This is a genomic window from Stenotrophomonas sp. INTA L402-1, from assembly GCF_059295135.1.
Genome location: NZ_JCAFWP010000016.1, coordinates 76,809 through 95,393 on the forward strand (window position 1 = coordinate 76,809; position 18,585 = coordinate 95,393).

The 18,585-nt window shown below is 67.1% G+C and carries 16 protein-coding genes; 2 read left to right on the forward strand and 14 right to left on the reverse strand.

The window, feature by feature from the left end; all coding sequences use genetic code 11:
• Positions 1 to 64 precede the first annotated feature (64 nt).
• The 3 genes from lipA to AC5O77_RS11280 are packed head-to-tail and all read right to left on the reverse strand — an operon-like array spanning position 65 to position 2,070.
• Complete coding sequence (gene lipA / locus AC5O77_RS11270) at positions 65 to 1,075, reverse strand: lipoyl synthase (RefSeq protein WP_032130310.1); 1,011 nt, start codon at positions 1,073 to 1,075, stop codon at positions 65 to 67.
• 18 nt (positions 1,076 to 1,093) lie between these two features.
• Positions 1,094 to 1,804, reverse strand: a complete 711-nt coding sequence (lipB, locus tag AC5O77_RS11275) for a lipoyl(octanoyl) transferase LipB (protein WP_032130311.1) — start codon at positions 1,802 to 1,804, stop codon at positions 1,094 to 1,096.
• On the reverse strand, positions 1,792 to 2,070 hold the full coding sequence (locus AC5O77_RS11280; protein ID WP_005411067.1) for a YbeD family protein: 279 nt from the start codon (positions 2,068 to 2,070) through the stop codon (positions 1,792 to 1,794). Before AC5O77_RS11280 ends, lipB begins: the two co-directional genes overlap by 13 nt.
• Positions 2,071 to 2,331: 261 nt before the next feature.
• Between AC5O77_RS11280 and AC5O77_RS11285 the strand changes: the two genes are divergently transcribed.
• Positions 2,332 to 3,405, forward strand: a complete 1,074-nt coding sequence (locus AC5O77_RS11285; protein ID WP_317217950.1) for a lipid A deacylase LpxR family protein — start codon at positions 2,332 to 2,334, stop codon at positions 3,403 to 3,405.
• A gap of 174 nt (positions 3,406 to 3,579) precedes the next feature.
• Here AC5O77_RS11285 and AC5O77_RS11290 read toward each other — a convergent pair whose 3' ends face one another.
• The 9 genes from AC5O77_RS11290 to AC5O77_RS11330 form a co-directional block, all read right to left on the reverse strand.
• Entirely contained in the window at positions 3,580 to 4,803 is a 1,224-nt protein-coding gene (locus AC5O77_RS11290; RefSeq protein ID WP_317217951.1) for a D-alanyl-D-alanine carboxypeptidase family protein, read from the reverse strand.
• Between the two features lie 100 nt (positions 4,804 to 4,903).
• Positions 4,904 to 6,178, reverse strand: coding sequence for a septal ring lytic transglycosylase RlpA family protein (locus AC5O77_RS11295; protein ID WP_317217952.1), 1,275 nt, complete (start codon positions 6,176 to 6,178; stop codon positions 4,904 to 4,906).
• A complete protein-coding gene (mltB, locus tag AC5O77_RS11300; protein WP_049400491.1) occupies positions 6,175 to 7,320 on the reverse strand; it encodes a lytic murein transglycosylase B in 1,146 nt (381 codons plus the stop codon). Before mltB ends, AC5O77_RS11295 begins: the two co-directional genes overlap by 4 nt.
• Positions 7,321 to 8,466: 1,146 nt before the next feature.
• On the reverse strand, positions 8,467 to 9,546 hold the full coding sequence (rodA, locus tag AC5O77_RS11305) for a rod shape-determining protein RodA (RefSeq protein ID WP_049421382.1): 1,080 nt from the start codon (positions 9,544 to 9,546) through the stop codon (positions 8,467 to 8,469).
• Positions 9,547 to 9,738: 192 nt separating this feature from the next.
• Positions 9,739 to 10,851: a rod shape-determining protein RodA gene (gene rodA / locus AC5O77_RS11310; RefSeq protein WP_032130317.1), complete on the reverse strand. Its 1,113-nt coding sequence runs from the start codon at positions 10,849 to 10,851 to the stop codon at positions 9,739 to 9,741.
• Positions 10,848 to 12,923, reverse strand: coding sequence for a penicillin-binding protein 2 (mrdA, locus tag AC5O77_RS11315; RefSeq protein ID WP_032130318.1), 2,076 nt, complete (start codon positions 12,921 to 12,923; stop codon positions 10,848 to 10,850). Before mrdA ends, rodA (AC5O77_RS11310) begins: the two co-directional genes overlap by 4 nt.
• Positions 12,924 to 12,926: 3 nt before the next feature.
• A complete protein-coding gene (mreD, locus tag AC5O77_RS11320) occupies positions 12,927 to 13,412 on the reverse strand; it encodes a rod shape-determining protein MreD (RefSeq protein ID WP_032130319.1) in 486 nt (161 codons plus the stop codon).
• Positions 13,409 to 14,653: a rod shape-determining protein MreC gene (gene mreC / locus AC5O77_RS11325; RefSeq protein WP_478057559.1), complete on the reverse strand. Its 1,245-nt coding sequence runs from the start codon at positions 14,651 to 14,653 to the stop codon at positions 13,409 to 13,411. The genes mreD and mreC overlap by 4 nt, the downstream gene beginning before the upstream one ends.
• A 121-nt stretch (positions 14,654 to 14,774) precedes the next feature.
• A complete protein-coding gene (locus AC5O77_RS11330) occupies positions 14,775 to 15,821 on the reverse strand; it encodes a rod shape-determining protein (RefSeq protein WP_005419402.1) in 1,047 nt (348 codons plus the stop codon).
• A gap of 283 nt (positions 15,822 to 16,104) precedes the next feature.
• Here AC5O77_RS11330 and AC5O77_RS11335 point away from each other — a divergent pair, with 283 nt between their 5' ends.
• Positions 16,105 to 17,043: a carbohydrate kinase family protein gene (locus AC5O77_RS11335; protein WP_049421386.1), complete on the forward strand. Its 939-nt coding sequence runs from the start codon at positions 16,105 to 16,107 to the stop codon at positions 17,041 to 17,043.
• A gap of 102 nt (positions 17,044 to 17,145) precedes the next feature.
• On the opposite strand, the gene AC5O77_RS11340 is transcribed toward AC5O77_RS11335, so the two are convergent.
• Positions 17,146 to 17,781, reverse strand: a complete 636-nt coding sequence (locus AC5O77_RS11340) for an HAD family hydrolase (RefSeq protein WP_478057560.1) — start codon at positions 17,779 to 17,781, stop codon at positions 17,146 to 17,148.
• Positions 17,769 to 18,500, reverse strand: a complete 732-nt coding sequence (locus tag AC5O77_RS11345) for a hypothetical protein (RefSeq protein WP_019337678.1) — start codon at positions 18,498 to 18,500, stop codon at positions 17,769 to 17,771. The genes AC5O77_RS11340 and AC5O77_RS11345 overlap by 13 nt, the downstream gene beginning before the upstream one ends.
• Positions 18,501 to 18,585: the final 85 nt, after the last annotated feature.

An 18,585-nucleotide genomic window follows, 5' to 3' on the forward strand; every position in this document is an offset into this window, starting at 1 on the left:
TAAGCCGGGGCCCACGGTGTGCGCAGCGCAGCGTGGTAAGCGGTAGCGCGCATCGCGCAACCGCTTACCGGACGCCGGCGCCCTTGGCCTGCACGTCGGCGTGGTACGACGAGCGCACCATCGGGCCGGAGGCCACGTGGCTGAAGCCCAGCTCGTAGCCGTAGTCTTCCAGCGCCTTGTAGTCCTCGGGGGTCCAGTACTTCAGCACCGGGTGGTGATGCGCGGTCGGCTGCAGGTACTGGCCGATGGTGATCATGTCCACGTCGTGCGCGCGCAGGTCGCGCATGGTGGCCTTGATCTGTTCGAACTCTTCGCCCAGGCCCAGCATGATGCCGCTCTTGGTCGGCACGTCCGGGTGCTGCGCCTTGAAGTTCTTCAGCAGGTTCAGCGACCACTGGTAGTCCGCACCCGGGCGCACGTTGCGGTACAGGTCCGGCACGGTTTCGATGTTGTGGTTGAACACGTCCGGCGGGTTCTGCGCCAGGATCTCCAGCGCGCGCTCCATGCGGCCCTTGCCGCGGAAGTCCGGGGTCAGCACTTCGATGCGGGTGCCCGGCGACTTCGCGCGGATGGCACTGATGCAGTCGACGAAGTGCTGGGCACCGCCGTCGCGCAGGTCATCGCGGTCGACGCTGGTCACCACCACGTACTTCAGCCCCATGTCGGCCACGGTCTGGCCGAGGCTGGCCGGTTCGTTGGCATCCGGCGGCTTCGGGCGGCCGTGGGCGACGTCGCAGAACGAGCAGCGGCGGGTGCAGACCTCGCCGAGGATCATGAACGTTGCCGTGCCGTGGCCGAAGCACTCGTGGATGTTCGGGCAGCTGGCTTCCTCGCACACCGTCACCAGGCGGTTCTCGCGCAGCTTGGCCTTCAGGTTCTGCACCGCATTGCCCGAGGGAATGCGCACGCGGATCCAGGACGGCTTGCGCAGCACCGGCGCATCGGCGAACTGCACCGGCGAGCGGTTGATCTTGTCACCGCCCAGCTGCTTGACCCCGGCCTGCAACGGCGCGGCGGACGGAGAGTCGCCCTGCACGATCTGCAGGGGAATGGAACGGGCGGTGGTTTCAGTCATGGCAGTTCCGGGGGGCGGTCAGGCGGCCGCAGAAAGATCAGGCAGTTCGGGCGTGGGCTGCAGCAGCAGGCCGAACTGGCGGGCCAGGTGGTCCAGCAGCACCGGCTTGACGGCCTCCATCCCGGAGGGCCCGCCCAAGTCTACTACCGAGGTCACCTGCAACCCCTGATAGCCACAGGGGTTGATACGGTGGAAAGGTTCCAGGTCCATGGCCACGTTGAAGGCCAGGCCATGGAAGGTACAGCCGCGGCGCACGCGGATGCCGAGCGCGGCGATCTTGGCGCCACCGACATAGACGCCCGGGGCGCCCTCGCGGCGTTCGGCGCCGATGTTCCACTCGGCCAGGGTATCGATGATGGCCTGCTCGATGCGGCACACGTAGTCGCGCACACCGATGCCCAGCCGTGGCAGGCGCAGCAGCGGATAGACCACCAGCTGGCCGGGGCCGTGATAGGTCACCTGGCCACCGCGGTCCACGTGCAGCACCGGGATCTCGCCCGGCGCCAGCACATGCTCGTCCTTGCCGGCCTGGCCCAGGGTGAATACCGGGTCGTGCTCGACCACCCACAGCTCATCGGCGTCGGCCTCGCTGCGCTGGTCGGTGAAGCGCTGCATGGCGCGCCACACCGGTTCATAGGCCTGGCGGCCGAGGTCGCGGACCAGCGCCGGGCGCGGCGCGCGGTCTTCCGGCGCGGCTTCGGCCGGGCAGCTGTCGGCTACAGCGTCCACTTCACTTCCGGGTGGTCGCGCAGTGCCTGGTGCGCCAGGTCGTACTGTTCGCGGCTCTCGGCCTTGAACACGATGCGCACGGACACGTACTTGCCGTTGGAGGAATGCTTCCAGCTGATGCGTTCATTCACCACATCGATGCCGGCAGCCAGCAGCAGGCGGGGAAGCTCATGTTCCAGGCCGCGGTTGGCCGGGCCCATGGCACTGAGCTCGAACTGGCCGGGGAACTGGAAGCCGTGGTCGGGGTTGTCGGACTTGATTTCCATGTCCCCATTATCGGGCCGCAGGCCAACAAACCCAAGAGTATTCATCAACGTCAAACAGTGCACCGGTGAGTCGCTGCGTTGCAGCTGAACGGCCGTTCAGCATTGGCCGTTGCCCCTTGGGGCGCCGCAGGACAGTGCAGGATTGTCTTCACGAGACAATGTCGTTTTCGGAACAGACAAGTGATTCGAACGCGCTCGTTCCATCACGCCCGCACGAGTACCGTGTCGCGGCATATAACGACAGACAGAAAAAACCTCCACATGAGCCCCCCTTCCCAACGCCGCCTTGCAGCCCTCGGGCTGTCCGGCCTGCTGGCTGCTGCCCTCCCCCTCGCCGCCCAGGCGGCCGAACAATGTGGCCCGGACGCGATGCGCGACCACCCTCCGCAGGTCAATTTCCGCGTTGACAACGACCTGTTCGGCGGCCGCCACCAGGACCAGGGCTATACCAATGGTGCACTGTTGACCCTGGTCTCGCCCAATCTGGTCGATTACACCGACGACCCCTGCCTGCCACGCATGGCCCGCTGGGTGAACCAGTACCTGGAAGGACTGCATCCGGGCAAGTTCGAACAGCAGAACATGATCTTCAGCATCGGCCAGGGCATCTTCACCCCGACCGATTTCAGCCGCAGGGACCTGATCGAGGACGACCGCCCTTACGCCGGCGTACTGATCGCAAACTTCGGTTTCAATGCGCGCAGCGGCGACCGCCTGCAGACCACCCAGCTGACGCTGGGCGTGGTTGGCCCGTGGGCACAGGGCAAGCAGGTGCAGAATGCCGTGCACGAAGTGCTGGGCGACGAGAAATTCAAGGGCTGGGACAACCAGCTGCACAACGAGCCCCTGTTCATGCTGACCCATGAGCGCATGCGCCGCTGGCCGGGCGATGCCAGCGTCAATGCCGACGGCTGGGGTTGGGACGCGATCAGCCACTACGGCGGATCGATCGGCAACCTGGAAACCAAGGCCAACCTTGGCGGTGAAGTACGCTTCGGCTGGAAGCTGCCGGACGACTTCGGCAGCACGCCGTTGCGCCCGGCCGGTGAGAACACTGCGCCGACCCGCGGCGGCCGTCGCAATGGCTGGTCCTGGCACCTGTTCGCGACCTCGGACGCCGCCTGGGTGATCCGTGACATCACGCTGGATGGCAACACGTTCCGCAACAGCCACAGTGTGGACAAGCGCCATGTGGTGGCCTACGGCGGCTATGGCGTGGCGGTGATGTACGGACGCTGGAAGTTCGCTGCGGCGCGTTACCACAGCACGCGCGAGTTCAACGGCCAGCGAGAAGCGCCGGTGTTCGGCAGCTTCACCATCAGCCGCTCGCTGTAGGTAGGTGCCGACCGTTGGTCGGCACACCGGGGCCGGCTTATCCGGATGGGTTCATGAGGAGCCGGCCAGCGGCCGGCACTACCCACATCCGGCAGGATTCATGCGCAAGCGGCATCCCGAAACAGAAAAGGCCGGCATTTGCCGGCCTTTTCCCTCACCACGCCGGGGCGTGGATCATTCCGATTCCCACCACATCCAGAAGCTGTCCCACAGGCGCTTGAAGAAGCCGGCCTGTTCGACGGCAGCCACCGCCACCAGCGGCGCTTCGGCCACCAGCTTGCCATCCAGCATCACCTTCACGGTGCCGATCTGCTGGCCGGCGGTGAACGGTGCTTCCAGGGTCTTGGGCACGTCGATGCTCGGCTTCAGGTCGTTGTAGCGGCCGCGCGGCACGCTCACCAGCATCGGCTGGGCCACGCCCAGCTGCACCTTGTCGGTGGTGCCCTTCCAGACCTTGTGCTCGGCCACGGCCTTGCCCGGCTCGTACAGGCGGTGGGTCTCGAAGAAGCGGAAACCCCAGTTCAGCAGGGCCAGGCTGTCATCGGCACGCTGCTTTTCCGACTGGCCGCCCAGCACCACGGCGATCAGGCGCTGGTCGCCGCGCTGGGCCGAGCTCATCAGGCAGTAGCCGGCTTCCGAGGTGTGGCCGGTCTTGATGCCGTCCACGCTGCCATCGCGCCACAACAGCAGGTTGCGGTTCGGCTGCTTGATGTTGCCGACCTGGAATTCCTTGATCTTGTTGTACGCGTAGGTTTCCGGGTAATCGCGCACCATCGCACGGCCCAGCAGCGCCAGGTCGTAGGCGGTGCTGTGGTGGCCCTGCGCAGTCAGGCCATGGGCGTTGACGAAGTGCGAATTCTTCATGCCGATCTTCGCGGCATAGCTGTTCATCAGCGAAGCAAAAGCTTCTTCGCTGCCTGCCACGTGCTCGGCCAGGGCGATCGCGGCGTCGTTGCCGGACTGGATCGCCATGCCCTTTTCCATGTCTTCCAGGCGCGCGGTCTGGTTGACCGGGAAGCCGCTGTAGCTGCCATCGGTACCCGCGCCACCTTCGCGCCAGGCGCGTTCGCTCATCATCACCTGGTCATCCGCACGGACCTTGCCGTTCTTGACCTCGGCGGCGATCACGTAGGACGTCATCACCTTGGTGATGCTGGCCGGAGCCAGCTGTTCGTTGATGTTTTCACCGGCCAGCACCTGGCCGGTGGCGTAATCCATCAGCACCCAGGCCTTGGACACGCTCGGCGCCGGCGCCGGCGGAGTGGCGACGGTGGCCGGGGCGGCAGCGGCGGCGGCGGCAGGCGCCGGCGTGGCCGGAGTCGGCAGCGGCGTCTGGGCGGAAGCCAGGCCCACCACCAGGGTGGCGGCCAGGGCGGTGGCGGCGGAACGGAAATTCATTGGACAGCAGGCTCCAGGGGACGGCCGGGAATGGAGGGTGGAACGTAGCGGCCATTGTAAGGCCGGGGCAGCATGGGCCGGCAGCACCGGCCCGGGTGGATCAATCCTTGACGATCTGCGGCGAACCCAGCCCCAGACCGGCGATGCGGCCGACAAGTTCCGCGGCACTGGCATGGTCGCTGGCGGGAACGCGCAGGCGGAACAGGGTACGGCCACCGGCGGCGATGTCACTGATGGTGGCACCGACGATGCCGGCGGCGTTGAGCTGGCCCATCGCGCGGTTGGCGTTGTCACGGTTGGAGAAGCTGGCAACCTGCACCATGACTGCGCCCACCACCTGCTGCGACAGGCTGGGGGTAGCGGCGGCGGTGCGGACCGGTGCCTGCGCAGCGGCGCGCGGCGTGGTACTGGCAACGACCGCCGGAGCCGGCGCGTATGCGGTGCTGCGCACCGGCGGAGCACTCGGCGGCAGGCTGCTGACCGCCACATCCGGCACGGTGCTGGCCACGCCCTGGGTGGTGGCCGGCTGGCCACGCGCCGGCATGCCATCGGCCGGCAGCCCCTTGACCAGGCGATCGATGTCGCTGTCGGCGGCGGCACGCGCGGTCGGTGCCGGGCGCGCACTGGCTACAGCGCTGGCGGCGGCCGCTTCCGCAGCACGACGCTCGCGGCGCGACGGCTTCTGCGCCAGCAGGTTGCCCTCACCCGGCTGCAGCGCGCGCACTTCCACGTTGCCGGTGCCGCGCTGGGTGATGCCCAGGCGCACGGCAGCGGCATAACTGAGATCGACCACGCGGCCATCATGGAACGGACCGCGATCGTTGACGCGCACGATCACCGACTCACCGTTGTCGAGGTTGGTCACGCGGGCGAAGCTGGGCAGCGGCAGCGTCTTGTGCGCAGCGGTGAACTGGTACATGTCGTAGACCTCACGGTTGGAGGTCAGGCGGCCGTGGAACTTGGCGCCGTAGTACGACGCGGTGCCGCGTTCGACATAGTTGCGGGTGTCGTCGAGCACTTTGTACGACTTGCCCAGCACCACGTACGGCGTCTTGTTGCCGATCGCCGAGCGTTCTTCCGCGGTCACTTCCGGCTCGGGGATGCAGGCCACGTTGGGAATGTAGTCCGGCGTGCTGTCACGCACGCCCGGCTTGTACAGGCCACCGGCGGTGTAGTTGCCGCGGGTGCTCAGGTCTTCCTTGGCCGCCGCGTAGGGCGATCCTTCCGGGCAGTGTGCCGGGCGCGGGCCGCGCCCCTGCACCAGGGTGCCGCCGGACTTGCCACCATGGCCGGCCGTGGCCGGCCTCTTCGGCGCGCTGCTGCAGGCAGCCAGCGCGAGGACGATCAAGCCTGGGACCAGCCATCTGATGTTCATGCCGGGGGCAGCTCCTGTCCGGCGATGGCCTGGGACAACTGGAACACGGCCATCGCGTACATCTTCGAGAGGTTGTAGCGGGTGATCGCGTAGTAGTTCTGGAAGCCCAGCCAGTACTGCTTGCCGGTGCTGCCTTCAAGCGTGATCGGCGTGGCGGTGGCGCCCGGCTGCACCGCTGCGCTGGGCTGGTAGCCACGCTTCGCCAGGTCGGCCAGCGACCAGGTCGGCATCCATTCGGTCGGATTGAATTCCTCGCGGCCCGGCGCCAACGTGGCCGGCACGGCCACCTGCCCGCCACGCACCCAGCCACCCTTCTTCACGAAATAGTTGGCGATGGACGAGAACACGTCGTCGTAGCTGGTGAACAGGTCGCGACGGCCGTCGCCGTTACCGTCCACCGCGTAATCGAGGTAGCTGGACGGCATGAACTGGCCCATGCCCATCGCGCCGGCATAGCTGCCCTTGAGCGTGGTGATGTCCAGGTTCTCTTCGCGGCCCAGCTCGAACAGCTTGGCCAGCTCATCGCGGAAGAACAGCTCGCGGCGCACTTCGCGTTCCAGCTTGGCCGGGTCGCCGCTGCGCGGGTAATAGAACGCCAGCGTGTACAGCGCATCGAGCACGCGATGGCTGCCGGCATTCTTGCCGTAGCTGGTTTCCACGCCGATGATCGCCACGATCACTTCGGCCGGCACGCCGGTGCGCTGCTGCACGCGATCCAGTTCGGCGCGATGCTGGGCCAGGAACGCGCGGCCGCCATCGATGCGTGCCTTGCTGATGAACATCGGCCGGTATTCGTTCCACGGCTTGACCCGCTCGGCCGGGCGCGACATCGCGGCGATGATCGGCTGGCGCACCTGCGCCTGGTCGAGCACGCTGCTGATCTGCTCCGGCTTCAGGCCATAGCGCTTGGCGGTATCGGCAATGAAGCGGGCCCGTGCGACCTCGAACGGCACCGGGGTGAGATCGACCGGCGGCGCGGTGGCAGCAGCGGCTTCGGGCGCGGCCTCGGCCGGGCCATGGGCCTTGGCGGCGGGCTGGCGCGGCGTACTGCTGGCCTGGGGCGAAGACGGTGGGGACTTCGGCTGGGTCGCGCAGGCGACCAGGCCGAGGGTGAGCATGCAGGCCAGAGTGCGTCGAATCATCGTCGCAGGTTAGCAGGTCATGGATGAATTAAAACCCCTAACACCATGAATCACAACGATTTGCCTGCGAGCAGCGGGGAATGTGAAGACGTCGTGATCACACTATCCCCATTCAGATAGAGGTTGCCGGTTGCGTCCCCATCCCCGCAGACGCAACCGGCGACCGGATCCGGTCGGTACCCGCGCGGCTGCCGCTCCCCAGTGGCAGTGCTCCGCGCTCCCTGTACCCGTTGGATCAGTACTGCTTCCCGCCCGACGCCCCCTCGCGCTGCAACGATTGACGGCGCGCCGTGCCGAACGGGCCGCCATTGTGCAGGCCGATTACGACAAGTCCATTGATCAAGATCAACGCGCTGTAAAAGTGTGAACCAGCTAACGCTTTTTCCGGACTTTGGTCAGTGGGCGTGCTGCCGTGCATCGTTGTGAGAACGCTTCCACAACGGGCGTTGCGCAGAGTCAGGAAGTCTCCAGCCAACGGCGCAGCCCCTCGTGTGTGGTCGCGAAAAGCGGCTCATGTGTGGGGCGGGCGCGGTGGGTTCGCGGGACACGCCGTAAACCCGTCCCTGGGGGCTCGATGGCGCCATCCATGGCGCCAACGGTCCCGCGAACCCACCGCGCCCGCCCCCTGACAGTTTCCGTGCGCGTCCACCCACGGAGAAGAAAAAGAAGATCAAAAGCAAAAGCGGCCTGGCGGGGCGCTTCATTGCCTTGTGTAGAGCCGAAGGCAGCGACAGGAGCCGCTGCCAACGTCGCCCACGGCGACGGCCCGAAGGGTGCCGGTCAGGACGACCGGCATAGCCATGCTCGGTTCACGAGCAAGCGCAGCGCCGCGACCCGCTTTTGATCTTCTCTTTCTTCTCCGTGGGTGGCAGACCGCCAAGATCTGTCAGAGGCCGGTCGGGTTGGGTACGCGGGGGGGGGCAGCCGCATGGGCCCGAGGCATGCCTCGGGCGGGTTGGGCAGGACGCCCAACCCTGGCCTTGCTCTTGCGTGCAGGACTGCGCGCAAGAGCAAGCGGCTGCCAAGCCTCCAGGGACGGATTCACGGCGTCCCCGCGTACCCAACCCAACCGGCCCACCCGCGGCTTCTGCTTTCCGCGACCACCCAGGCACCACCCACGAGGGGCTGCGCCGTTGGCTGGAAACCCTATCCCCCGTGCACCGGCCGGTGCCCACGTACCGCCATCACCAGTCCGATGCCGGCCAGCAGCGAGACCGCTGATGTCCCGCCATAACTGATCAATGGCATCGGAATGCCCACCACCGGCAGCAGGCCGGAAATCATTCCGCCGTTCACCAGCACGTAGACGAAAAACGCCAACCCCAGGCTGCCGGCCAGCAACCGCGCATGGGTGTCGCGCGCGTGCACTGCGATCCACAGGCAACGCCCGACCACGAACAGGTACAGCGCGAACAGCGTCGCCACACCGATCCAGCCGAACTCCTCGGCCAGCACCGAAAACGCGAAGTCGGTGGTGTACTCGGGCAGGAAATCCAGTGTGGCCTGGGTGCCCTGCCCCCAGCCACGTCCCTGCCAGCCACCGGAACCGATCGCGATGCGCGACTGCAGGATGTTCCAGCCGGTGCCGAGCGGGTCTGCTGCCGGGTCTAGGAAGGTCAGTACGCGATCCTTCTGGTACTGCCGCAACACGCCGAGCCAGGCCAGTGGCGCGGCCACCGCCAGCCCCACCGCGCCGGTGGCCACCCAGCCCCAGTGCAGGCCCGCCAGCAACAACGCGAACACGCCGCTGGCGGTGACCAGCGTGGCGGTGCCGAGGTTGGGCTGCATCAGGATCAGCACGGCGGGAACGCCGATCAGCACTGCGGCCGTCAGTACCGTGCGTGGTGACGGTGGCAGCGGTTGCCGGTGCAGGTACCAGGCCATCATCAACGGCAGGCTGAGCTTGAGCAGCTCGGAGGGCTGCAGGTAGAAGACGCCGAGGTTGAGCCAGCGCTGCCCGTACTTGCCGGTGCCGATCACATACACCGCCATCAGCGGCAGCATCGACAGCGCGTACAGCGCCGGTGTCCACGCGCGCAGGCGCAGCAGCGAAACACGCGACAGCAGCCACATCGCCAGCAGGCCACCGGCGAAGCGCGCCGCCTGCCCGGTGACCGGACCGGACACGCTGTGCAGCACCGCCAGCCCCGCGCCCATCAGGATCAACAACGCTACCAGCAACGGCAGGTCGATCGTGCGCACCGCCTCACGGCAGCCGCCAAGCATTCGTTTCCAGTCCACGCTGGCCACGGTAACAACGCGCGCTTGCGTGAAGCTGTCAGGGTGCTTCTGCGTCTGTAGAGTCGAGCCGTGCTCGACTGCCTTTCATGCAGCAGAAGCAGTCGAGCACGGCTCGACTCTACAGAACAGCGAGAAGCAATCGAGCATATGGAAGCGCGATGAAAGGCGCGGCCGTTGTTACCCGTAGCCGCCGTGCACTGGATTGTGGCTACGCACGGCCATCACCAACCCGAAGCCGGCCAGCAGCGAGACCGCCGAGGTACCGCCATAGCTGATCAGCGGCATCGGCACGCCCACCACCGGCAGCAGGCCGGAGATCATCCCGCCGTTCACCAGCACGTAGACGAAGAACGCCAGGCCGGTGGCGCCGGCCAGCAGGCGCGAATAGGAATCGCGCGACTGGCTGGCGATCCACAGGCAGCGCCCGATCACCACCAGGTACAGCGCCAGCACGGTGGCCACGCCGATCCAGCCGAACTCCTCGCTCAGCACAGAGAACGCGAAGTCGGTGGTCTGCTCGGGAATGAAGTTCAGATGTGACTGCGAGCCCTCGCCCCAGCCCTTGCCATCGAAGCCGCCGGAACCGATCGCGATCTTCGACTGGATGATGTTCCAGCCAGCACCCAGCGCATCCATCTCCGGGTCCAGGAACATCATGATGCGGTCCTTCTGGTACGGCCGCAGCAGCCAGAACCAGGCCACCGGTGCGACCGCGGCCACACCGCCCACGCCCAGGCCAACCCACCACCACGGCAAGCCGGCCAGCAGCAGCACGAACACGCCACTGGCGGCGATCAGCACGCCGGTGCCGAAGTCCGGCTGCAGCATCACCAGGCCGGTCGGTACGCCGATGATGACCAGGGACACGAGTACGGTATTGAAGCGCGGTGGCAACGGCATCTTGTGCAGATACCAGGCCACCATCATCGGCAGGCTGACCTTCAGCAGTTCGGCCGGCTGCAGGTAGAAGAACTTCAGGTCCAGCCACTGCCGCCCGTACTTGCCGGTGCCCAGCACGAACACCGCCAGCAACGGGATCATCGAGATCGCGTAGATCATCGGTGTTGCCGAGCGGATGCGCAGGATCGGTACCCGTGAGATGCCCCACAGCGCGGCCATGCCCACTGCAAAGCGCGCGCCCTGGGCCATCACCAGACCGTCGCCACCGGCACTCTTCAAGGTGGCCAGGCCGATCACCATCAGCGCGCCCAGGGCCAGGCACAGTACCCAGTCCAGCGTGCTGAAGAAGCGGCGCAGCATGTCGCCGGCCCAACGCAGGAACACTCTCATCGTGCGGGCTCCGCGGTGGTCGGGCGTGGCGTGGCCGGCAGCGCGGCGGCGGCCGGCGTCCCCGGCTGCGGTGCGGGTGCCGGTTCCGGCGCAGGCACGCCAATCAGCACGGGGTGTTCCCCCAGTTGTGCCGCAGCAAGGTCACCGGCCTGGCGCGCGCCCACATCTTCGTTGTCGAATGCGGTTGCACCGATGGCGGTGGTGCCGCGCTCGCTGTCCAGCGGCTGCATGCCTTCGGGCATCTTGCCCAGCAGATAGGCATCAAACACCTTGCGGGCGATTGGTGCGGCCGCCGCACCGCCGTAACCACCACCTTCCACCGCGATCGCCAGCGCGATCACCGGCTGGTCGACCGGCGCGAAACCGACGAACAGCGCGCGGTGGCGCAGGTGCATCGGCAGGCTCTTCGGATTCACCGCGGCGGTACCCTTACGGCTGATGACCTGCGCGGTACCGGTCTTGCCAGCCATCGTGTACGGCGCGCCGGCCGCCATCCGCGCAGCGCTGCCGCCAGGCAGCATGGTGGCCATCATGCCTTCGCGCACCGCCTGCAGGTTGTTCGGGTTCGGACTGACCGGTTTGCTCTCACCCGGGTCGGTCGCCATCCAGTCGTGGTCGAATCCCGCACGCTGCTGGATCACCAGATGGGGCGTGCGCAGCTGCCCGTTGGCCAGCCCACTGACGCCCCGCGCCAGCTGCAACGGAGTGACCTTCCAGTCACCCTGGCCGATGCTGATGTTGACTGTATCGCCCGGATACCAGGCTTCCTTGCGGCTCTTCCGCTTGTAGGCCGGCGACGGCAGGATGCCGCCGATCTCGCCGGTCAGGTCGATGCCGGTCGGCTGGCCGAAGCCGTAGTACTCCATGTAATGGTCGAAGCGCTCGATGCCCAGATCCAGCGCCAGCTTGTAGTAATACGTGTTGACCGATTGCGCGATCGACTTGCGCAGGTCGGTCCAGCCGTGGCCGCCGCGGTGCGAGTCACCCCAGCCACGCGAGGTGCCGGGCAGGTAGAACATGCCGGTGGACAGCACCTTGTCTTCCGGGCGGCGCACGCCGGAATCGAGGCCGGCCAGGCCGATCAGCGGCTTCAGCGTCGAACCGGGCGCGACGCCACCCAGCACCAGGCGGTTGAACTGCGGCCGCGACGGGTTGTCGTTCAGCGCCTTGAAGTCAGCATGGGAAATACCGTTGACGAACAGATTGGGGTCGTAGGACGGCAGGCTGACCATCGCCAGCACCTCGCCGGTACGCGGGTCCATCGCCACCGCCGAGCCTTCCTGGTCGCCGAAGGCGGCCACCATGGCGCGCTGCAGGTCGGCGTCGATCGACAGCCGCAGGTCGGCGCCGGACTGCGCGGCGACGCGGCCGATGGTGCGGATCGCACGCCCCTGCACGTTGGTCTCGACCTGCTCGTAGCCGACCTTGCCGCGCAGCTGCTGCTCGTAATAACGCTCCAGGCCGGACTTGCCGATGTGGGTCAGCGCGGCATTGCCCTCGCCGAGGATTTCCAGGTCCTTGTCATCGACGCGGCCGACGTAACCGATGATGTGTGCGAACAGATCGCCATAGGGATAGCGACGGGTCAGATAGGGTTCCAGCTCGACGCCGGGGAAGCGCCAGCGGTCGACGGCGAAGCGTGCCATCTCCTCGTCGCTCATGCGCAGCTTCAGCGTGACCGGCAGGAACTTGCGGCGCGCCTTGCGCGACTTGTTGAACGCTTCCAGTTCTTCCGGGCTGATGCTGATGATCTTCGCCAGCCCTTCCAGGGTGGCGTCCATGTCCTTGACCTTGTCCGGGGTCACGTCCAGGCGGAAGGCCGGCACGTTCTCGGCCAGCAGGCGGCCGTTGCGGTCGTAGATCATGCCGCGCCCGGGCACCACCGGCCGCGGCTTGATGCGGTTGGCTTCCGAGCGCGTGGCGTAGACGTCGTGGTCCAGCACCTGCAGCTTGAAGTACCAGCCGCCCAGGCCCAGCAGGCAGACCAGCACCCCCAGGAAGCCCAGCGCCGCACGGCGGCGGAACTGTTCGGCTTCGGCGTGCGGGTTCTTGACCTGGCGGCGCGGGATCATGGCTCAGCGCCCGCGCTTGCCGAAGCGCACCGCGTCCAGCAGCACGAACACCAGCGGCCACAAACCCATGCCCAGCAATGGCGCCCACCAGTACGACCAGGGCAGCGTCGGCTCATCCACCACGATGTGGACCAGCGCGCTGACGATGCGGTCGTTGAACAGCAGGCCGCCGATGGCCAGCATCTGCTGGGACATCGGGAAGAAGCGGATGCGGGCGCGGAAGCGCTGCAGGATGAAGGCCAGCATCACCAGCCGCAGCGACTGTTCGCCGAGTACACCGCCGTACAGCAGATCGGCGATCACGCCACTGGCGAAAGCGACGCCCAGGCCGACACGCTCAGGCGCTTCAATCACCCAATAGGCCAGCACCAGCGCCAGCCAATACGGGCGCAGCGGCTGCAGCAGCGCCGGCAACGGCAGCAGGCCCAGCAGCAGCGCCACCACCAGGCTGGCCGGCAGCACCCACGGGTTGTCGCGCAGGCGGCTCATCGCTGGGCCTCCGGCTGCGGCCGGGTGGGTTGCGGTTGCCGGCCAGCGGCCGGCACTACCGTGGAGCTGGCTGGAGTGGAGCCCCCTTGTTGTTCAAGGGGGCGCGCCGAAGGCGCGGGGTCAAGGGAGGATGCGGGGGCAACCGGCTTCGTCGAAGACGGAGTCGGTTGCCGGCCAGCGGCCGGCACTACCGTCGCCGACCCAGCATCGGGTGGAGAGCCCCCCTCTTGTTGAGGGGGGCGCGCTGAAGGCGCGGGGGTAAGGGAGGATGCGCGGGCCGGTTGCGCCGAAGGTGCAGTCGGCTCAAGGGGGCGCGCCGAAGGCGCGGGGGTAAGGGAGGATGCGGGGGCCGGTTGCACCGAAGGTGCAGTCGGCGGCAGTTCGCTGGCCGCAGGCAAGCGAATTGCTGCACCCGGGCGCAGCAGCAGCACGTCGCGGCCGCGATCCAGCTGCGCCGCCGGCTTCAGTTCGCCGACCAGGAAGGCATGGGTATCGTCCGGACGCAGGCCGGTGATGGTGCCGACCGGGAAGCCGGCCGGGAAGCGGCCACCGAGGCCGGAGGTGACGATCTCATCGCCCACTTCCACGCCGGCGCTGAGCGGGATGTCGCGCAGTTCCAGCTTGTCGCCGCGGCCGTAGACGATCAGGCGAACGCCGTTGCGGGCCACCGTCACCGGCACGGCATGGTCGGGGTCGGTCAGCAGCAGCACGGTGGAGGTACCGCCAGTGACGCTGATCACCTGGCCCATCAGGCCGCCGGCATCGATCACCGCCTGGCCGACGTGCACGCCTTCGCGGCTGCCGGCGTCGAGCACCAGGCGCTGCTTCACCGGATCCAGGTCGATGTCCAGGATCGGCGCCAGCTGCACGTCCAGGCCACTGCGCTCGGCCACGTTCAGCAGTTCACGCAGCTGGGCGTTGTCCAACGCGGCGGTCTGCAGGCGGGTCAGGCGGGCGTTGGCCAGCAGCAGCTGGTTGCGCAGTTCACGGTTCTCGTTGACCAGCTGGCCGTGGCTGGCCGCCGAGTCCTTGACCTGGTTGCCGAGCTTGCCCGGCAGTCCCGCCAGTGCCCATACCGGCTGCACCAGGCTGTTGGCCTGCCCGCGCAGCTGCGCAAGCCAGCCGGCCTGGTCGTCAAGCACGATCAGGGTGATGGCCAGTGCGAGATAAGCCAGCAGACGCAGCGGGCTGGCGGCATCACCGGATCGGGAAGCAACGGGAGGTCCGGCGTAGGGCGGCACGGCAACGATTCAACTGGCAGAAGGCGGAAGGGAAACACGCGGACGCCCCGCCGGTGCCGGCCTACCCTCATGGTGGGCCGCACCCCGGAGGGGCGCTGCGGGCGCAGGCAGCCGGGACGGCTTATTCCGGCGCAAAGAACTCGTTGCCGTGCATGTCGACCAGCTCCAGCGCACGGCCACCGCCGCGGGCCACGCAGGTCAGCGGATCGTCCGCCACCTGCACGTGCAGGCCGGTTTCCTCGGAAATCAGGCGGTCCAGGTCACGCAGCAGGGCGCCACCACCGGTCAGCACGATGCCGCGCTCGGCGACGTCGGCGCACAGTTCCGGCGGGGTCTGCTCCAGCGCCAGCTTGACCGCGCTGACGATGCCCGACAGCGGTTCGTGCAGGGCCTCGAGCACTTCGTTGGAGCTGATCTTGATCATCTTCGGCACGCCCTCGGCGAGGTTGCGGCCGGAGATTTCCATCTCGATCACTTCCGCCTGCGGGTAGGCGCAGCCCAGCTCGACCTTGATGCGCTCGGCGGTGGCTTCACCGATCAGCATGCCGTGGTTGCGGCGCACGTAATTGGTGATGGACTCGTCGAAGCGGTCGCCGCCGATGCGGACCGAGGCCGAATAGACGATGCCGTTGAGCGAGATCACCGCAACTTCGGTGGTGCCGCCGCCGATGTCGATGACCATCGAGCCACGGGCTTCGGTGACCGGCATGCCGGCGCCGATCGCAGCGGCCATCGGTTCTTCGATCAGGAACACGTCACGGGCACCGGCTTCCTCGGCCGATTCCTTGATCGCGCGGCGCTCGACCTGGGTCGAGCCGGCCGGCACGCAGACCAGCACGCGCGGGCTCGGGCGCAGCACGCGCGACTTGTGCACCTTCTTGATGAAGTGCTTGAGCATCGCCTCGGTGTAGGTGAAGTCGGCGATGACGCCGTCCTTCATCGGGCGGATGGTGGTGATGTGGCCCGGGGTACGGCCAAGCATCTGCTTGGCTTCGGCGCCTACGGCTGCCACCGAGCGGGTACCACCAATGGCACGGTCCTGACGCACGGCCACGACCGATGGCTCGTTCAGCACGATCCCCTGCCCGCGCACGTAGATGAGGGTATTGGCCGTGCCCAGGTCGATGGACAGGTCGTTGGAGAACATGCCACGGAGTTTCTTGAACATCTGAGGAAGGAGTCCTGAGGGGTGTCGTGCCCGCCGCGGGATGGCGAAAAAATGGGCAGAAATCGAGGCCGACAAGCCTAGCAACCCGCCTGCCGCCGAGCAAGGAAAAAACTAGCTGAACCCGCGTCTTCACAGGCTTTCGGCCTGATCGGGTCTCACCCGGTTCTGGCCCTGAGCGGCACCAGCGGGTAACCTTTGCGCCGTCGGGCGCCCAAGGGCGCCGTTTGCTTGCCCGCCGAACCGGGCCAGCCCACCCCAAAATTCACCGCATAGGCTTACATCGATGTCCGCTCTGATCTGTGGTTCTCTTGCCTTCGACACCATCATGGTGTTCCCGGACCAGTTCAAGAATCACATCCTGCCGGACAAGGTGCACATCCTGAACGTGTCCTTCCTGGTCCCGCGCATGCGCCGCGAGTTCGGCGGCTGCGCCGGCAACATCGCCTACAACCTGCACCTGCTGGGCGGCCAGCCGATCCCGATGGGCACCGTGGGTTCGGACTTCGGCCCGTACCGCGAATACTTCGACGGCCTGGGCATCGACCTGTCGCGCGTGCGCGTGATCGATGAGCTGTTCACCCCGCAGGCGTTCATCACCACCGACCACGACAACAACCAGATCACCGCCTTCCACCCGGGCGCGATGATGCGCTCCTACGAAAACCACGTGCGTGGCGTGCCGGGCGTGACCCTGGGCCTGGTCGGCCCGGACGGCCGCGAAGGCATGATCCAGAACGCGCAGGAATTCCACGAAGACGGCATTCCGTTCATCTTCGATCCGGGCCAGGCCATGCCGCTGTTCAACGGCCCGGAGCTGCGCGAGTTCATCGAGCAGGCCGACTACGTGGTGGTCAACGACTACGAGTCGAACCTGCTGCAGGAACGCACCGGTTGGGACGAGAAGGAGATCGTCAGCCGGGTCAAGGCCTACATCACCACCCGTGGCCCGAAGGGCGCGGTCATCCACACCCCGGAAAAGAGCTACGACATCCCGCCGGCGCACGAGCGCCGCGTGGTCGACCCGACCGGCTGTGGCGACGCCTTCCGCGCCGGCCTGATCTACGGCATCCAGAAGGGCTACGACTGGCTGACCATCGGCCGCATGGGCAACCTGATGGGCGCGCTGAAGGTGGAGCACCCGGGCACGCAGAACCAGCGCTTCACCTTTGACGAGTTCAACGAGCAGTTCAAGCAGCAGTTCGGTTACGCGCTGGGCGCGTAAACGAACTGCCCGCGCACCCGCTCGGTGGGTGTCGACCTTGGTCGACACCCTGTGCCTTGGTAGGTGTCGACCTTGGTCGACACTGCCGGCCAGCGGCCGGCACTACCCCTTCTGCTGCCAGGCGGCCAACAGGTCGCGGCAATCGGCGAAATGCCAGTCGGCACTGCCCGGCCACGGGTTCTCCGGCAGATTAACCAGCACGGTGTGCGTGCCCGCGGCGCGGCCGCACTCCAGGTCGTAGGCGTGGTCTCCCACCATCACCGCCTCTGCCGCCGCGATGCCCCAACGCTGCAGGTGCTGCTGCAGGCCATCCGGCGACGGCTTGGGCACCGCTTCATCGCGGCCGATGATGTCGGCATCGTCGAACAACGCCCCGACCCCGATCGCGTCCAGGGTCAGCTTCGCCAGCGCATGGTCGTTGCGGGTCAGGATGCCCAGCCGGCAGCCCGCCGCCGCCAGCGCGCGCAGCAGCTTCACCGCGCCCGGTGCCGGCAGCGCGTCCTCGGCCAGCGTGCGCTCGTGATCCAGCAGCCACTCACGCTTGGCCTGCGCCGGTGCATCCGGCAGCGCCGCGATGTGGTCGAGGATGTCTTCCTCCGCGGCGATCTCCAGCGCGCGGCGGATCGCGGCGAAGTCATGCACGGCCACCGTCAGTGTGCCGTCCATGTCGAACACCCAGTGCCGGATCGCGGACAACGCGTGCACTGCGCTGCCCGCCGCAACCTTCACTGCCACCACTGCGGCATGCGGCTGGCGTCGACACCACCGGTTTCGAACACGGCAGTACGCGTGCCGCCGGCCTTGACCGGGAACTCGATGCTGATCGACTTGCCCTTGCGCGCCAGCTTCCACAGCGCCTTCTGGTCGGTGATGAACAGCGCGATGGCTTCATCGGTCTTCGGGCGCCAGGCCGCCATGGAAATCGGCTTGCCGTCGTCCACGGTTACTTTCACCGTGCACTGCGGGCAACGGAAATCGCCGGCCTGCAGCACCAGGTAGGCATGCCGCTTCCACTCCGGATGATCGCGGAACACCAGCTGCACCGGCTTGGCACCGCTGCCATCCACGTCCACCCGTTCCTTGCTGTAGATCTGCGCCGAGACCTGGTTGCCCTTGTTGCCCACCGGGATCTGGTTGTACTGCCACAGCGCCTGCATGCGGCGCAGGTCGCGCGCAGCATCGCCCTTGGCCTTGACCTCGTCGAAGCCGGCGGCGATGCGCTCGGCGGCGGCGGTGTCCTTGTACTGGTCCAGCAGCGAGGCGCCATGCAGGCGCGCACGCTCCCAGTCCTGTGCGGCCACGGCCATGTCGTACTGCTTGGCCACGTCTTCGGCCTTGGCTTCCTTCTGTGCCTGCACGGCGGCTGCGGCGGCTTCCTGCGCCTTGCGCTCTTCCTCGGGGTTGCTGCAGGCAGCCAGGGCCAGGGTGCAGGCGGTGAGCAGGATCAGTCGTTTCATGGCGGAGGTCCTTCGTGTTTTCGCATATCTGTAGAGTCGAGCTTGCTCGACTGCTGTTGAAGAGCCCTGTCTCTTATACACATCT